The organism is Paenibacillus sp. FSL H8-0280, from assembly GCF_045040665.1.
In the GTDB taxonomy this organism is placed as follows: domain Bacteria; phylum Bacillota; class Bacilli; order Paenibacillales; family Paenibacillaceae; genus Paenibacillus; species Paenibacillus xylanexedens_A.
This window is the reverse complement of the sequence record NZ_CP150296.1, coordinates 1,783,398-1,800,138: the sequence shown is the minus strand read 5'-3', so window position 1 is coordinate 1,800,138 and position 16,741 is coordinate 1,783,398. Positions and strand designations below refer to the sequence as shown.

At 46.3% G+C, this 16,741-nt stretch carries 18 protein-coding genes; 1 reads left to right on the top strand and 17 read right to left on the bottom strand.

Features of this window, described 5'->3' with window-relative positions:
• Nucleotides 1-117: 117 nt before the first annotated feature.
• The 7 genes from MHI12_RS08165 to MHI12_RS08135 form a co-directional block, all read right to left on the bottom strand.
• Nucleotides 118-2,085, bottom strand: a complete 1,968-nt coding sequence (locus MHI12_RS08165) for a BglG family transcription antiterminator (RefSeq protein ID WP_405172096.1) — start codon at nucleotides 2,083-2,085, stop codon at nucleotides 118-120.
• A gap of 52 nt (nucleotides 2,086-2,137) precedes the next feature.
• The gene (gene mngB, locus MHI12_RS08160; protein WP_405172095.1) at nucleotides 2,138-4,816 is read right to left on the bottom strand and encodes a mannosylglycerate hydrolase; all 2,679 of its coding nucleotides are present in this window, start codon (nucleotides 4,814-4,816) and stop codon (nucleotides 2,138-2,140) included.
• A gap of 249 nt (nucleotides 4,817-5,065) precedes the next feature.
• Nucleotides 5,066-6,184 (bottom strand): PTS fructose transporter subunit IIC, encoded by a 1,119-nt coding sequence (locus MHI12_RS08155; protein WP_036610325.1) that lies wholly within the window; start codon nucleotides 6,182-6,184, stop codon nucleotides 5,066-5,068.
• Between the two features lie 29 nt (nucleotides 6,185-6,213).
• Nucleotides 6,214-6,531: a PTS fructose transporter subunit IIB gene (locus MHI12_RS08150; RefSeq protein WP_017689749.1), complete on the bottom strand. Its 318-nt coding sequence runs from the start codon at nucleotides 6,529-6,531 to the stop codon at nucleotides 6,214-6,216.
• Nucleotides 6,531-6,986: a PTS sugar transporter subunit IIA gene (locus tag MHI12_RS08145; protein ID WP_405172094.1), complete on the bottom strand. Its 456-nt coding sequence runs from the start codon at nucleotides 6,984-6,986 to the stop codon at nucleotides 6,531-6,533. The genes MHI12_RS08150 and MHI12_RS08145 overlap by 1 nt, the downstream gene beginning before the upstream one ends.
• Before the next feature lie 234 nt (nucleotides 6,987-7,220).
• Complete coding sequence (locus MHI12_RS08140; protein ID WP_341006487.1) at nucleotides 7,221-7,505, bottom strand: hypothetical protein; 285 nt, start codon at nucleotides 7,503-7,505, stop codon at nucleotides 7,221-7,223.
• 64 nt (nucleotides 7,506-7,569) lie between these two features.
• Nucleotides 7,570-8,139, bottom strand: a complete 570-nt coding sequence (locus MHI12_RS08135) for a hypothetical protein (protein WP_405172093.1) — start codon at nucleotides 8,137-8,139, stop codon at nucleotides 7,570-7,572.
• Nucleotides 8,140-8,350: 211 nt separating this feature from the next.
• Here MHI12_RS08135 and MHI12_RS08130 point away from each other — a divergent pair, with 211 nt between their 5' ends.
• The gene (locus tag MHI12_RS08130) at nucleotides 8,351-9,511 is read left to right on the top strand and encodes a glycosyltransferase family 4 protein (RefSeq protein WP_405172092.1); all 1,161 of its coding nucleotides are present in this window, start codon (nucleotides 8,351-8,353) and stop codon (nucleotides 9,509-9,511) included.
• Nucleotides 9,512-9,810: 299 nt separating this feature from the next.
• Here the strand turns inward: MHI12_RS08130 and MHI12_RS08125 are convergent, their stop codons facing one another.
• The 10 genes from MHI12_RS08125 to MHI12_RS08080 form a co-directional block, all read right to left on the bottom strand.
• On the bottom strand, nucleotides 9,811-10,482 hold the full coding sequence (locus MHI12_RS08125; protein WP_405172091.1) for a DUF3298 domain-containing protein: 672 nt from the start codon (nucleotides 10,480-10,482) through the stop codon (nucleotides 9,811-9,813).
• Entirely contained in the window at nucleotides 10,469-11,008 is a 540-nt protein-coding gene (locus MHI12_RS08120) for an NUDIX domain-containing protein (RefSeq protein ID WP_405172090.1), read from the bottom strand. Before MHI12_RS08120 ends, MHI12_RS08125 begins: the two co-directional genes overlap by 14 nt.
• 62 nt (nucleotides 11,009-11,070) lie before the next feature.
• Nucleotides 11,071-11,733, bottom strand: coding sequence for an HAD family hydrolase (locus MHI12_RS08115; protein WP_405172089.1), 663 nt, complete (start codon nucleotides 11,731-11,733; stop codon nucleotides 11,071-11,073).
• Nucleotides 11,720-12,181 carry a GNAT family N-acetyltransferase gene (locus MHI12_RS08110; RefSeq protein WP_405172088.1) on the bottom strand — a complete coding sequence of 154 codons (462 nt, stop codon included), beginning with the start codon at nucleotides 12,179-12,181 and terminating at the stop codon, nucleotides 11,720-11,722. Before MHI12_RS08110 ends, MHI12_RS08115 begins: the two co-directional genes overlap by 14 nt.
• A gap of 94 nt (nucleotides 12,182-12,275) precedes the next feature.
• Entirely contained in the window at nucleotides 12,276-12,446 is a 171-nt protein-coding gene (locus MHI12_RS08105; protein WP_094030640.1) for a YHYH domain-containing protein, read from the bottom strand.
• A gap of 109 nt (nucleotides 12,447-12,555) precedes the next feature.
• Entirely contained in the window at nucleotides 12,556-13,332 is a 777-nt protein-coding gene (locus MHI12_RS08100; protein WP_405172087.1) for a Cof-type HAD-IIB family hydrolase, read from the bottom strand.
• Between the two features lie 15 nt (nucleotides 13,333-13,347).
• A complete protein-coding gene (locus MHI12_RS08095; RefSeq protein WP_405172086.1) occupies nucleotides 13,348-13,707 on the bottom strand; it encodes a DUF3139 domain-containing protein in 360 nt (119 codons plus the stop codon).
• A gap of 89 nt (nucleotides 13,708-13,796) precedes the next feature.
• Nucleotides 13,797-15,359, bottom strand: coding sequence for a PH domain-containing protein (locus tag MHI12_RS08090; RefSeq protein ID WP_405172085.1), 1,563 nt, complete (start codon nucleotides 15,357-15,359; stop codon nucleotides 13,797-13,799).
• Nucleotides 15,356-15,853 carry a PH domain-containing protein gene (locus MHI12_RS08085; RefSeq protein ID WP_341006478.1) on the bottom strand — a complete coding sequence of 166 codons (498 nt, stop codon included), beginning with the start codon at nucleotides 15,851-15,853 and terminating at the stop codon, nucleotides 15,356-15,358. The genes MHI12_RS08090 and MHI12_RS08085 overlap by 4 nt, the downstream gene beginning before the upstream one ends.
• 296 nt (nucleotides 15,854-16,149) lie before the next feature.
• Complete coding sequence (locus tag MHI12_RS08080) at nucleotides 16,150-16,728, bottom strand: GNAT family N-acetyltransferase (protein WP_405172084.1); 579 nt, start codon at nucleotides 16,726-16,728, stop codon at nucleotides 16,150-16,152.
• Nucleotides 16,729-16,741 lie beyond the last annotated feature (13 nt).

The following is a 16,741-nucleotide window of genomic DNA, read 5'->3' as shown; positions in this document are numbered from 1 at the left end:
AAAGGACGGTTTTTCCTTTTTTTAATAAGGGAATCAAAAAAATTGGGGGATAACAGCGATTGGAAGGTTGTTCTGTACTCGAAGTGTCCGTGTAATTATCAATTAGTAAACTATATATTAATACACTTCGGTACTTTTCAGACTCAACGTTTCACATACAAGTTGGGCAAAGGCATCGAAGCTGTCACAGGATCGCAGGCTTTCCAACTGCTCCTCCTGCCGGATCAATTCTACAAACAGATCATAGATCCCCATTGCCTGTTCGTAATCCTCTTTGCAGATAGATAACATAAATACAGCATGTACTTCATTCTCTTCATCCCACGGTATCGGCTTCTCGAGCAGACATACCGATACGGTTGTACGGGTTGAACTCAGCTCCATGGGGTGCGGAATCGCCATACCTCTTCCAAGCGCCGTTGAAGCCATCTTTTCCCGCTCCTGCACAGCGGGCCAGAACTGCTCCGTCACGATTCCCTTCTCCAACAGTGCTCCACTCATTTCAGCCATAAGTGTCATTTTGTCAGGCTGATCCGACCGAAACATGAACAACGCTGGATCAAAGTAACGCAGCAGCGTCATTTCCTCCTGCTCATCACTGGTTCGCACCAGATGAGTGATCGTTGCCATGTCGCGTTCCGATGGAATCGCAGCAATGACAGCCGACGGTTTGCCTTTGGACTCCCGTAAACGGATCGTGGAAATGACCAAATCTTCAGGCACACTCCCCATCTCCTCGTACTCTCTTAGCGAAACTACACGAGATACCTCCAGCTCGGCAAATAAAGAGCGTAATCTGGATTCAAGAATACGAGCTGTGCCGTATCCTGACCCACAGACGAGTAATACGGATTTCCGTTTGCGATGAGGAATCTGGTATTTACGTTCCAATGCTGCACCAATATGAAGAGCAAGGTAACCAATCTCACTGTCATTGATTTCATGAGGTACGTATGTCTGTAGCTGTTTCACTGCACTTATCGTAATCTCATAGGCGAGTGGATAATATTTACGTATATGTCCCAGCAGTGGATTCCGCATATTCATGCCATGTTCCAATCTAGTAATCATGGGCTTCAGATGGGCATAGAGATCATTCGGCAACCGTTCATCATCCCGCAGATCATAGGTGTACCGATCATAGATATGTCCCAGCATCTGCTGTACAGCAAGATATAACGGGTCACTTCGAAGTCCATTCCAATCGGTAGCGGTCATTTTTTTGCTAACAATGTGCAGCAGCAGATAATCTCGCTCTCCGACTGGACAATGAATGGAATATAACGACTCCAAGTCCTGAATAATCTGCTGTGCAAGTTGCTGATCCTGAACATTGGCCTCCACTTTCTCGAATTGCTTCAGTTCATATCCCTGCTTAATACGTAGTACCATAACAGCCAGATGCGTAATCAAATCTTTCAGTGCCACATCTGCAATACGAACATCCTGTTGGCCTACATGGTGAATAACGATCTCTCGGATGTGCGCAGGTTCGATTGGATACAGCAAACGTTCCTGTGCAGCAGTCATTCCCTCCGGTCCCAATTCTTCATCTCGCGCATCGGCGTACTCGGCAAGACAATAACGGAACCTTTGCTCGTCTCCGACGACCTTCACACCATGTCCTGGCTTGATCTGAAGCCGAAGCTGGTAGTTCTCCAGAATCTGACGAATGATTTTCAGATCATTGTTCATTGTTGCACGGCTTATAAACAGCTGATCAGCGAGGTCTTCCATCTTGATATGACCCGGTTCACCAAGCAGCTTGAACAATTCATAACGGATACGCTCATCAGGCGATCCAGGTACTGGCGCACCTTTTTGCCCATCATCCTTCCGTTCCTCCAACAGCTCATTATACCGCTTCGCATCATGCACACGAATGGAATAACCCCGCCCACGCTTGGATTCCAGGCTCCCGCCATGCCCCGCAAGGATATGATCCAACTTTTTCAGATCATCCCGAATGGTACGCACCGTAACTTCCAGCTTGTCTGCAAGTGCTTGGCTCGTCCAAGCCTGTTCCTGTCCTTCAGCATGAATGAGGTGGAACAGCTTTTTCAACCGTTTAGTTGGAAAAATCATACCGATATCCGACCTCCCTTCTGATCAGGATTGTGTATAACTAAAGCTCACTTTATATCGATACAAGTACAGTCATCAATTTACAATGAGCAAGTTCTGGCAAACGCACGACCTCTTCTCCATCGGTTAACTTCTGCTGAGGCTCTAGTGGTTGTTCACCAAGAGATACACGCTCTGCATGTACAGGCTGATTAAAGTGTATGTTCACGTTAGCAGACTGTGACAAATACGGATTGAAGACACGTACAATGTAACCCTCACTCTGTTCTGCTTTCTTGAAGCTGCTTAACACCACGTTGGAATCGTCGCTGAACGACATCAGGCTGTAGTCTGTATCAAGAACACGTTCCTCATCGCGGAAAGCAAAGATCAGTCGACCGTTCAAAAAGTCGCATAGCTGATAACTGCTGATTGGTGTCAAATATTCACGCGCAGCATGGGCTACATTCGCTTCGTCGAATCCGGAAGCCTGGATATGCAGGCCAAAGGTAACGGAGTGCTCGCCGAGCAATTGCGCGTCAGGTGTTGCTACAATTTTCTCACCGGAGGCCCGGCCAGGACGATACAACAGGTTTTCCTTACCCATGAAACCGAATGTGCGGAACAAGGTCAGGGCAATGGTATCCATTTGCTCGCCAATAATCTCATACTCACGTACACCTTCCGTCATCACAGCCATACCATGCGAACCGTTGTTCAACCCGGCATAACTCTGCATCGCTTCAATGGTGATCGGTTTCTCCTGCCATTGTTCGCGCTCCCATACGTCCACTTCTGGCAATGAAGTTGGACGAGCTATGATACCGAAAGGCTGATCTGCAATGGATAGGGCGGAAGCAATTCCTGTATCAAATAGGACACGTAGACGGTGGCTGAACACCTCATTCTGCACCTGAACGTGGAAGCGGATCAGCTCCTCTCCTTTGCGAAGGGATATCTCCACCTGCATTGGCAGTGCACCCGATGTGATGCCTGCGGCCCGCTCTTCCAGATCGTAGGGAACATCCAGCGTGAAACGCAGGGACAGTGTCTGGGATACTGACGTTTGGGTAGTAGTCGCACTCATCTGGCTGCCTGCCGAAGAAACAATTAGATCCCGCTCGGGTGGAGAATAGTTGTAGGAATCTCCGTCATCCCCATTATCTTCGAAGACCATCTGATCCGCATACACTCGGCCTGATCGCTTGTCTGTAATTTGCAAGGTGCCGTTCGCTTGCAGCGCAATGGTGAAATGTTCATTTTCAATCGTGTCCCCGTTACGCCGCTCCATGACGGGTGCAGCACCCTGACTGAAATCAAAGATAATCTGGGTGTAGCCCATCGCCGGAACCTCTTGCAGTTCCACCAGCAATTTCGCGCGATATACCCGTTCCGGCAGATGCACTTTGCGACTTGGATTGAGATCGATGTGCTGTCCAAGCACATAATCGGTCTGGTCTACTTTTTCCAAAATGGTATAGGCTAGCTCGCGTCCCTTCGTATCCCGAATCACAAAGGATTCTTCCGGAATATAAGCTTCGATCTCGGTAACCCCGCCTCGCACATACGGTAGCGTGTTGAACAGGGTGAACGCAAATGTCTCCTCCTGCTGTATCGTTGAAGCAATCATCCGCATATGCAGGTCAAGCAGATTCAGTGCGATATCATAGGCCTGTTTGTAACGGAACGCAACGTCCTGATTCGTTGTATCGCTGTTACAGCCACCGATGCTGTCATGTGCCGCATTCTCAAACAACAGCTTCCAGATGTCCTCAACAATGCGATGCGGGTAATCATGCCCGAGAGAATGGCTAATGGCAAGCACAGGTTCGAGCGTATTGGCAATCAGATTCTCAATCTGGTTATTCTGTTGCTTGAGATCCGCACGGGTGGAAAAAATGGATTTGTGAATGCGCATGTGCTTGGCTTCCATTAATTCACCCCGAAGTACAGGCAGATCCTGACTATCCGCTTCGATCTCCGCCAGAAAACGTTCCGGTTCATTCATCACATATTCGCGTTTTGTATCCAGCGCATTAAAACGTTTAATCAACTCCGGCAGGTTCAACCGGACAGGTGCCTGATCAAACCCATTGGGGAAATAGATATGCTTGGTCGAGGCTTTCCGTTCAAGCGCACCAATCTGTTTCTCCAGATAAGGGATCAGGTCTTCTTCATTTTCCGGAATGTTACCGCCGTAGTAATACCCGAACGGCATCTGCACAGCAAATACACGACTACCGTCCGATCCTTCCCACGTAAACTCGGTATGTGGATTCGTATTATCTGATACGCCTCTCCAGAACAGGAAACGTTCGATGCCGAACTCCCGATAGATCTGCGGCATCTGTGCCGATTGTCCAAACGCATCCGGGACATAACCAACCTTCATCGCATGTCCGTACTTTTGTGCCGTTTTCATACCATAATACAGGTTTCGGACCATGGATTCACTGGAAATCACCAATTGATCCGTCTGTGTATACCAAGGTCCAGTCATCAGTCGTTTGGCTGTAACCAGTTGGCGGATACGTTCCTCATCTTCTGGACACCAGCGGATGTAATCATCCAGCAGCGAGCCCTGTGCATCCAGCAGGTAATAATGAAATCCTTCGATATTCTCCAGTGCGTTCAATACTTCCTTGACGTGTTTGGCAAGATACACTTTGGAACGGGAGGTCGTAAAATACCATTCCCGGTCCCAATGCGTATGTGGAATTACATGTACTTTGGTACGATTGCTCTCACTCATATCTCTCTATCCCTCCAGATGCTTTTTTAAAGGTTGTTCAAAAAAGTCCGCTTTTGATTACGAGGGATGCCTGTTGGCATCATCAGCATCGAATATGGAATTCAGCCGAAATAAGTGGATGCTTACGAAGTATGTTTCCTTCGGAAACATTGTAGTTGCTCACGTAGCTTCCCCTACGCTCCGCTACTCCATTTCTACCTTCATCCCATCTTCTCGATACTGAAAAACGATCTTTTTGAACATGTACTTTTAGTCAAAAACGAGTTCGATTTCTTCCCCGTTTTTCTTCACTGAAGCTTCCTGAGTCTTGGCAGGCTGTTTCTCTTCTTCATCACGGAAGTTCACCAGCATGGTGCCTCCCGCAACAATCAGTGCGCCGACGATGCCTCCGGCAAGGTACGCGATTGGGGTACCTACCGATACAGCTCCATATAACCCACCGATCGGTGGCATGATGATATGTGCTCCCAGCAATGCGGTCAGAGCAGCGCCCGTTGCACAGGCAAACATGTTGACCAGAATCATCTTGGCAGGGTTACGCAGTGTGAACGGGATAGCACCTTCCGTGATGCCGATCACGCCCATAATCACTGCACCTTTTCCCGCTTCCTGATAGGTTTTGGAAAAACGTTTCTTCATCAGCAATGTCGCCAATCCATAACCAAGCGGCGGAATGCAGATGGCAATATTGATAAAAATATTCGGCAGATAGACACCGGACAGGAACAGGGCGTTACCTGCCATCCATGCCGCTTTGTTGACGGGTCCGCCGAGATCGAATCCAATCATCGCACCCAGAATAATGGCAAGCACAACGGTATTGGTTCCGCTCTGGCTCATGTTTTGAACCCAGGCAATGAGATACTCATTCAGTGCGCCCAGCGGGCCACCCAGAATGACCGCCATTAGAAATCCGGTTAAACCGACGGTAATCAGCGGTAAAATGATTAACGGTACCGAGCCAGCGGCCGGACCTGTAATCTTGACTTTGTTTTTAACCCACAAGGTGATATATCCGGCAAAGAAGCCTGAGATCAATGCGCCGAGGAAACCGGCGTTGGTCTGCTGTGCCAGCACTCCGCCGATCAGACCTGCGGCCAGCGCAGGTTTGTCGGCAATGGAGTACGCGATGTAACCGGACAGGACAATCGTCAATAGTCCGATGCCGCTCCATCCTACATTTTGTACGAGGTATAAAATATGCAAGAATCCGCTTCCATCTTTGTACGGATCAAGATCAGTAATGCCCATTGATAGTGCGATAATTTTACAGATGGCAACGACCAGGGAACCCGCGATAATGACCGGCAGCAGATAGGAGATACCTGTCATTAGATGTGTTTTTGCTTCACCAAACCATTTTCTCATCGTACTCTCTCCTCATGTGGAAGGTGGGGTTAAGCTTGTGCGTTCACAGCCTCGACGGCTTTGGTTAATACCGCTTCTGCCTGACTTACGGCATGACCGATTTTGACACGTACGACTTTTTTATCGCCAAACCGATCCATGTCCTTCACCGTTTGATCCGCTGCAATCAGGACAAAATTCGCTGCAGCAATATCTTCTTCCGTCAGCTTATTGACTTGCCCCATGGCTCCCTGCTGTTCCACTTTGATCTCATATCCCAGTTGCTGAGCTGCTTTCTCCAATGCTTTGGCCGCCATCGGAGTATGAGCGAGACCTGCAATACATGACGTTACACCTACGATTTTCATTATGACACCAGTCCTTCCGTATATTGATGAAGCAACGTATATACATCTTCCGGCTGCACCGCTTCTGCGATGGCCTCTTTGAATGAATCTTCCAGCAATAAGGTGGCAAGTGAAGAGATGATTTGCAGATGGGATACATCTACATGACCTTTAGGCACAAGGATGGCAAAAATATATTTTACCGGCTTGCCGTCATGAGATTCCCAATCTATGGGCTCCCGTAATCGAATGACCATCACTGCCGGACGTGTTACAACTTCACTCTGGGTATGGGGAATCGCAAAGTGATCCTGAAGTCCGGTGGAGTAGACATGTTCGCGTTCCCACAGATCAGCCGCAAGTTGTGCACGGTTTGTAGTGATGCTGTAACGCTCTGCCTCCGCAGATATAAAATCAAATACGTCCTCTTTGCTATGCAATGTCTGATCGAGATAAATCTGATTGGTTGTAATCATGATCTCTGTCTCTCCTCCTCTCTCTATCCAAAACGATAAGCGCTTACAAGATCATTGTAACGGATTCTGCCTGGACCTTGGATCTAGAAAATTTCCCCTTCGAAGCGGAAAAACATTAGCCATAGTAAAAACCCTGAGTCTAATAGACTCAGGGCAGTTGTAAATGAGTTTCAATGGTGCGCTGCAAAGGCAGCTTAAGTAAGTACAGAACCTGGACTCTAAGCGGATAAAACATCAGGAACGCTGTGTCCAGCGCTGCATTCCTGATCGAAGCCCGTAATATGCTGCGGCGAGCAAAACGAATCCGGCAACAGCCATGATCATGGATGTTATATCCCACCGAACCATAGTTCCAAAAGCAACCTTGGATTGCAATGGGGTACCAGAAGAAGCGGTGTTCATCAGATCAGGTACGTAATTCATAGTCATAATCATGCCTTGAACGACATTCCAAACTGCAAAACCGATGATGAATAACAGGGTAACCAGAACGGATTCCGTCGCTAATCGTTTGTTCATGCTTGTCATTTTGCCTCCTCAAATAATGTTGTGAAGGATTTCTTTATACAAGATCTCTTCCCATTCAATTAGACAAGATGTGCTGCATCTCCTGTTTTAAACGTTCTTTATTTTCGTCCACATATTGATACAGCAGGTCAAAGCTTTCTTCGTTATCCGATTGCATGCTCAAATTCGCGGCTTCCAGTTCAATCTGCTGTAATACCTCATGAATCTGTTCCCCGTGTGTTTGCAGGCTTGTCGTGATGTCATCTTCGGACAGTCCATTCACATTATCTCGTAATTGCCCGTGCGTTACGCCGCTTTCGGACAACATCTGCTCTATTTTCTTCAGGATCACGACATCTGCGTCATTGCCAGTCCTCGCCATCGCTGCTATTGTCTCACCCAGATACTGTCCGCTGGCATTCTCAAGGAAACCGGTCATCCCGTTCATGGACAGCTCGGTATCCAGATCAATGATTAGAATGATATCTCGCAATACTTGCGGAAGTTCCGACCCACTCTCTCGAATCGTCGCAAATTCAGCCCGATAAAGGTCCATGGCAATACTCCCCACCACTTCTTCACCTGACATCTCTTCAAGCTGATCAAGTGGTAACAACTCCTGCAATTCTTCTTGTAACTTGTTCATCTTTCTCTGCCTCCTGTATCTCTCTGGCTATATATACGCCGACACGTTATTACATCATAGCAGAATACGCTATACAAGTTGAACTTATGGAAGTTTGTATAGTTTATCCTTTTAACAAATTTACAGGGAATATCGTCAAGTTAACGTGCACTTGACCTCTGGAAAATGTTCCGCTGTTATGATCTTGGCATCACGAGTCTTGGGAGGGGTAATGATGCGCCTAGCCTTGTTCACAGACACCTATCTTCCGGAAACCAATGGTGTTGCTGGCACGCTCCACCGCTTGAGTAACCATCTGAACCGCAGAAGAATTGAACATCTGCTGTTTACTCCGAACTCCGTCATTGAAGGAAGCCATGAGACTCAAGTCCGATCGGTTGCCAACATCCCTTTTTTTCTGTATCCCGAATGCCGCATTGCTCTACCCAACAGAGCAGACACGCACAAGCAGCTACAGACCTTTCAACCCGATCTGCTGCATATCGCCACGCCTTTTAATATGGGGCTGCTTGGTCTGAGGTATGCGCTCAAACATCATCTTCCGCATGTTGTCTCCTACCATACCCACTTCGATCGTTATCTCGAATATTACCGGTTGAAAAGTATGATTCCTCTCTATTGGAAGTATATCCAGTGGTTCCACCGTGCCTCTGATGCAACCCTAACTCCATCACAGGAAACGTTAAACACCCTTCAAGTCCAAGGCATTCAGCGTCTGAAGCTATGGTCTCGCGGGATTGATTGCAACCTGTACTCCCCTGATAAACGCAGCCCGGATATCCGTGAACGATACCACATCACCGCTCCCCTTATTCTACTCTACGTTGGACGCATTGCCCCGGAAAAAGATATCTCTACGCTCACGACTACGATGCAACAGTTGCCCCAGGAAATGCAGTCCCGTGTACACTGGGTTATCGTTGGTGACGGCCCATCTCTTCCCAAAATGCGTCTGCACTCCCCACCAAATGTCACCTTTACAGGCTATATGCATGGAGAAGAACTTGCTGTTATGTATGCTTCGGCGGACCTGTTTGTGTTTCCTTCCTCTACGGAGACATTTGGCAATGTGGTGCTGGAAGCGATGGCTTCAGGGCTTCCTGTGGTGGCGGCCAATGCCGGAGGTGTAAAGGATCTGGTGTCCCACCACCGTAATGGTGTATTGTTCGAGCCAGGCCAGGCTGATGCACTAATTCGGGAGATATGTCTCTGGGGAAATCACGTGAACCAATTGCGAATGATGGGATTGGAAGGCAGAAAGCTGGCTGAGCAGCGGTCGTGGGAGCATATTTTTGATACACTGATCGGGGATTATGAGGAAGCGATAGAACATCGGAACAGACAAACGAAAGATCGAATTATTACAGCGTAGTCTGATGAAATCATCTTCTTTCAACAACCCATAACTACCGCCTATGCCCTATGCAGAGTTAAACCGGCTCGCTCGTTCAGGCTGCCATAGCAGGTGCACGTTGCTAGGGTCAGCCTGAAACATGTTTCCATACGTTTCATAACAAAACCTCCTTCTTGGAATGGGTTAAGCTATTTACACGGTATGTAGAAACATAGAAGCCGAAGTTATTGAAATTATTTAGAGTATTTTGAATGATTGTATATATAGATAAAGACACGATCTCATTGAACTGGATCATGCCTTTTATTGCAAACAATCTATTGATTGAATTTACTGTACGGGACTTTGATATCTACAAACCCTTTAGCGTAGGGTGCAACCTCATACGGATGGAATCGGATGACGATCCCTTTGTCATATAAAAAGAATTGAGATGTCTGATCAAGCTGAAAATCATAAATATTTTCTTCAAAAATAGAGACTCCTGCATTATACATGGCTAATAGACTGTTGGAGATTGATTTCTCTACCTTCTCCATCTGAGTATCGTCTTTAACATACTCGCTTAGCTTCAGTTCTTTCCCCGTTCTTAAATCATAGTTATATGATTTTGTCGCATCCATTCCATGTGCTCCGCCAGTGTACACATGATCTTCATATACCACAGATAACTTTTCTTTGGCATTGTATTTTACACTGGCCATGGTAATGTAGAAATAATTTTTGTTTGATTTCTTTTCTTCTTTGTCCAGGCGAGCTGCTTTCACTGCGTGGAGTTTAAATGTCTTGTTCAGCTTATCCGTCACAGATTTATTTCCACCTGTTAGATGTATGTATGGCTGTCCTTTGTAATATTGGACCTTCGTTTTCACTGTAATCTTGCTGCCTGCCTCTACATGACTACTCGGAAGAATTATAGCAATCAGTACAGTGATCAACAGGTAATTTATCCATCTCCATTTTTTTCTTTCAGTTCTATATTTCAACATTATCGATAACCCCCTTTGGCTCAAATGATTTCGTTTCCTGCATTCTGTTCCATATTACCTGTGGAGTGCCCTTTAGGTCTGTTCCGCTCTGAACGTTTCCAATCCAGATGTCCTCTGCTCCCGGATGTTGTAAATAGTGCCTGAGCGTTGCTTTGATCAGAATAGACGAATGTAAGTCCAACATCTCATCCAGTGGTATCCAGAATAACTCGCCTTCATCCGAGGGCACAAAATGTCGATGCTTGGTCTCTCCGAAATATACAAACTGCTGCCAAATCTCACCACCGTTAACTTCCAACAGAATATATCGAAGCCGAAAGTGTTCGACATCCTCTTGCTTGAACCCGGTCTCTTCTTCAATCTCCCGATAGCTGGCGCTCATGGGTACGTTCAGTTCCCCTTGTTCCAGATGTCCGCCAATGCCACCCCAGAATTCAAAATCAAATAGTCTGCTGCCCGCCTTCTTCATCATCAGCATGTCTGAGCCATTGCTCAAAAACGCTGTAGCCATCTGTCTAATCTCCATATGTATGTTCCTCGCTTTCCAGACTGTGATTATAGTAATCTACTTGTCTATATAACTGCCTTCTACAGCAATTCCTTTAGCTCACTTAGATGTTTAATCGTATGTAAAGGACCCGACGTAATGCGATCCTGCCACGGCTGGTTGACCTTCATCCAGATGGTGCTCATGCCTACGCTTGCCGCTCCTTCAATATCGTTTACGGGATGATCGCCAATGTAAATGCATTGCTCTGAGCTTAGGCCGAAATGATCAAGCGCAAGCTGAAATATACGTGGATCGGGCTTTTTGACTCCTGCCTCTTCTGAAACAATAATATGGTCGTAATCCTCCCGGATACCGAGTTGATCGATTTTTCCATACTGAATATCGGTCTGCCCATTGGTGATTAACCCGGTTTGATATTTCCCCCGGAGATGCTGAACCACTTCTCGCGCCTGTTCCATCAGAACTGAACTTCGCACATACTCTCTGCCATAGAACTCCATCAGTTCTGCATGTGGTGGATGTTCTGCCCAAGGCAGTTCATGCAACAACTCGTTGAACAGAAAGGGTTTGTCCTTATAACCATCTTCATCGAGCTCAATGATTCTTTTGAGAATATCCTCCGTGGACTCAAGATGGGCAAAATAGGTTTTAATCAAACTCCGAGCGAAGCCGTCAAAGGTCATCGTTCTGTTCAGAATTGTATTATCCAAATCAAAAATAACCGCTTTAATATGATCCATCTTCCTTCTCCCCCAATTCCAGTACATGCGTTATCTTCTCCATACTCGTCACTTCTCTAAATCCCAAGTCGCGATAAAAAGATCCAGCAACCGGTTGATCCGTGTACAGAACCAGTCGAGCGTAATGATTTTCCGCTTTTTGAATAACCGCATCCATCAGCCTGCGCCCAACCCCATGTCTTCGAAATTCTCTCATCACATAAAGCCTGCGAATTCTTCCGGTATCCGTCATTTCAGAATAAGGATCTCTGTTAAGACCGCAGATCCCAACCACCTTATCGTGCATTCTGCATTCAAAAAGCGCTTCATCTTCTTGCTCGAATGTATTTATTCCTGTCTCATATTCATGGATTAATCGCTCGATATGTCTGAACCCCTCACTGGAGCTCTCGGCCAACATCGCCATTAAATCGTCATGATTCCATACCGATATCTCCTGTATCTGCATGGTGTAACCGCCTCCATCATTTTAAATCAATGGTACACATGCAAACCCAACCATACATTGAATGATGGCCGGGTTTATCTTGTAAAGCTCATTCTCATTTTTTCTTTTTGTGATAGTGATAACCCGTGCACAGACCCTTTTGTTTGGATTTGGCTGAACAGTTATGTCCACCGTTCTTATCCAGTCTGCCTGGATGAGCATAAGCGGAAGAGGATACGCCAACAAGTACGACAAGAGACAGGATTACGATAACAACCTTTTTCATAAGTCACCCTTCGATCAGCACCCTATACTTTAGGGCTTAATACGTGCTATCTCATTCTACATTAAAATCCACAATTTGGATATCCTTCATCTTTTTATCCAATCCATTCTCATAAAATCTTAAACTGCTTCAATGCATGGGTGACTCCATCTTCACTTGCCCGCAGGGTGACATAATCGGCGCTTTGTTTAATTCGTTCTCCGCCATTTCCCATCGCAATTCCGATTCCCGCATAATCTAGCAGATCCACATCATTCTCCCCATCGCCAAAGGCCATTGTATCCTCTCTAGATATCTTCAGGTAGTCGAGAACTTTCTGTGCGGCTATGGATTTGCTGACTTCGCTTGCTTCCAGCACATTTACTACATACGGATGGAATCTCACGAATCGTAAAGAAGGAAATCTGACTTGGAATTTCTCCATCTCCGCTTCATCCGCATATAAACAAATGCAATATACGTCCTGTTCCAACGTACTGATTTTCTGCGGCGAATCCATGAGTCCAAGCGTATCTCTTAAGGCGTCAGTAACACGACCATCTCCAGTACACAACCCGTTTGTCTCAAATGACTCTGTAAAATATGAAATACTGTGCCCGTGCAACTCGGCAAACTCACTAAATGCTCTAACCATCTGTGCTGAAAGTACAGACTTATGTATCACTTCATCACCTGCTTTGATCAATGCCCCATTAGCCGAAATGATCGTATCGATTCCGAGATTTCTGAATTCTTCGCATAAATTATAAGGCCTGCCTGTGACGAGTACGACTTGAACGCCTTTACGAATCAATTCCCGGATCGACTCAGCTGTACTCGGTGATAAACTCCGATCTACTTCGCTCAGCAATGTACCGTCCACATCAAAAAACACAGCTTTCATCAAATAGTTCTTCCTCCTCTAATCTTGGTCACTCATGGGTACAAAATGCTTCAGATCTGACTTCGTCTTGCCTTTCTTCTGAGCTTCTTCCGAAATGCGGTGACTAAATTGGATGACATCATTATGAGCAAAATAGATGTATTCTACATCAGGCTCATCTTTGAATTTGACTATGGCAAGGAATGGCGGCAGCTTGATTGACCATACGCCTTCTACAGATTCAATTTCCTCGGGAGAATACTTCTTCTCAATTAAATATTCGGTCACTCGATGAGCGTAGATCATCTTATTCACTTTTACATATACAAAGGGCGTAACAACTAAGATCGCTAGAATGATCAAGATCGTCAGAGATATGTTTTTTTTCCTTTTACTCACGTTGCCCCTCCTTAGTAATAAAAAGTCTTCAAGTAAAAAGAGCAAGTACAGAATAACCTGATGTGGTCTTCCTGCACTTGCTCTTGCAATTAACGGGTCTGAACATCTTGGGTACGTCCCATGTACCATGATTGAAATGATTTCGCCGTATCCAGGGAAATGTCATGTGCCCGATGATGCAGTACTGGTTTGGCACGGTTTACCGTATGAATGGAAGCCACACCGAACCAACGCTGTAACACATTACGGGTGATCTGCACTTCGATGACTTTCTCACGTTTGGAGATGAAGAGGGTTGACGTGAGCGCACCGGTTCGAAGTTGAATGAAATTCTGATGCAGAATGTATCGGGTATGGAAAAAGTCCATCACTCTGCATGTTGCAATCCACACGAGCAGAATCGCGGAAATCATCCACCAGGCATGTTTCTGCCCAAACACCAATGGTTTGAAATACCACAATAAACCCGTAATTATGATCCACCCCCAGCTTGGTTTGAGCAGGCGCAGCCATAGTGATATTCGTGGAAGTTTTTCCATCTCCTGCGTAACCCGATAGGATGGCAGGATCTCCTCAATTAGGGTATAGGCTTGCTTCACAGGCAAGAAAGGATAGAGCGAGTTCACCTCCTGCTCGGATTCCCCCAGACTACCAGCAGTGGTCAGTTCTACTTCCGCTAATCCAAGCAGCCTTTTCATCGGTGACTGTGTGATTTTCACGGCCTGAACGCGTTCTTTCAGGATAGAAAATGACGTTTGCTCCATCATGCCCTTCGAGATATAGATCCGCTTGGCATCCGAGGTGATCTGGAAATTGCCATACTTTACGAAGGTTCTAACTATGCCCAGAGCAATAGATATGATCAATAAAATCAAAATCATCAACCCGGCAATCCACCAAGAATCGAGCCAGGTTAACAACAAACTTTCCGTTACTTCTTCATCAGGGAAGAAGTCCTTCACCCAGGAATAGAGCGTAGCCAGGACCGGAATCAATACGAGAAAACTAAGCGAGGTAAAGGATGCTTTGAATATGTCCTTGCGGGTGGAATGATAATGAACAACCCGTTCCTGTTTCTCTTTTGCAGGCAGAGACATGGCTTCATCCGTTATAAAAGGTTCGGATTGCGCCTCTCTCTCTTCCATAGCCTGAACCGCATCCAACGTATCACGTTCCTCTGTTGCTCCTACTGTTTCTGCATCTTCTGCCAGATAACCCGCTACAATCTTCTCCAACTGCTCCGCTTCGGAAAGTGAAACAACGTGTAACTGAAAGGTAGCGTCTTCTCCCTTAATCCCGGTCTCGAATCGGATCGATGTCACGCTGAACAACCGATGAAACAACGTCGTGTGTCGATTCACGTTCTGGACTTTGGTATACGGTATCGTTCTTCGAGTACGGTTGAACACACCACTATAGATGTGAAAGGCCTTATCGTCTGCTGTATAACGAGAAGTGAACCACTTCCAGATGATCGACACGATGCCGATGAAAATCCCTACATAAAAGGCGATCCTTCCATAGAAGAGCCATTGGGACTCTGAGCCCTGACGGAAAACAAACAAAAACAGGATGATCGCGAACGAATTCTTCACCAGTTTCCACAGGCTCCACAGTATGGTTAATGGATGATGTCGCTTCATATCGATCATTCATCCACCTCATTAATACGTGCATAGGACGCAATCTGATGACGGAGTGCAAGCGCGACTTCCTCTGGTAATGCCGGGATTTCATGCGATGAACCCATCGTGCCAACCGATACGGAATAGAGTCCATATTTTCGCATCAAAGGTCCCTGATTTGTTGTAACCGATTGCACTTTCGCCATGGGGATGATCTGATGTACCTTGGTTAGCGCCCCACGCTTCAGTTGCAGGAACTCCTCATTCACATCATAGTACCAATGCTTGTATAACCATGCAGGCTGGATGAAAATATCCCACACTGCATAGAGCACCGATATAGCCGTAACGCCCCACAACAACCACCCAATCCACGTCTTCCATCCATAGATGGAGTCGAGTATTAGGAGTACGGCAAGAATTAGAAAGCCTATCACATTCCATAGGATGGCGCTAATTCTCCACAGGTTTACCGCTTGAGGGGACAGCCGTTGCTCGGGTGTATTCCACTGGATTGACATATGTTCACTCCTTTTGTCCTCGGGTACATAAAAACACACATGATACACTGTACGAACAATCGTTCACGATCGATGCAAAAAGATAAAGAGATGACCCCTATACAATACAGGTCGTCATCTCTTTTGTTCATTCATTTTACTTTAGTGCATGTTCAAAAAGACTGGTTTTCAGTACCGAGAAGATGGGATGAAGCTAGAAATGGAGTAGCGGAGCGTAGGGAAAACTACGTGAGCAACGGACATTTCGGCTGAATTCCATATTCGATGCTGATGATGCCATTAGGCATCCTTCGTAATCAAAAGCGGGCTCTTTGAACAACCTCTATAAAATCCTGTACTTCACACAGCCAAACCATATGATCTGTTCCTTCGCCCCAGTAGTTCTTCGCCACGACATAGGGTTCACCGAATTTACGTTGCCACTTCTTCTGTGCGATCTGGTAACCGCTATCCAGGCAGAATTGCTGAATCCCCAGCCGTTGCAGTTCAGTAACCAGTGCGAGAATGAGCGCCGAACCAACCCCCTGTCTTTGTACCTCGGGCAACACATACAGGCTACCCAGTTCTCCGATACTGTTCAGCCGGCCCTCTGTACATTCTCGAATCTCCTTACCACACGGTCCATATGAGATTGTGCCTACAATAACATCCCCCATTTTGGCGACAAGGAAAAATACACTTGATTCTATGTTGTCCTTTGCTTGCAATGCCATGTGAATCATCGCTTTTTTATGGGCTATTTCATCCTGAATATCAACCAGTAGCGAGCCTATTCCCTCCTGTTCGAATGCTGCCGGGATCGTTGTCTCGAATACCCGATACGCTCCCTCTGCATCCGATCGTGTCATAGGTTCAATGGTAATTTTGTCATCCACAGGTTCTTCTCCG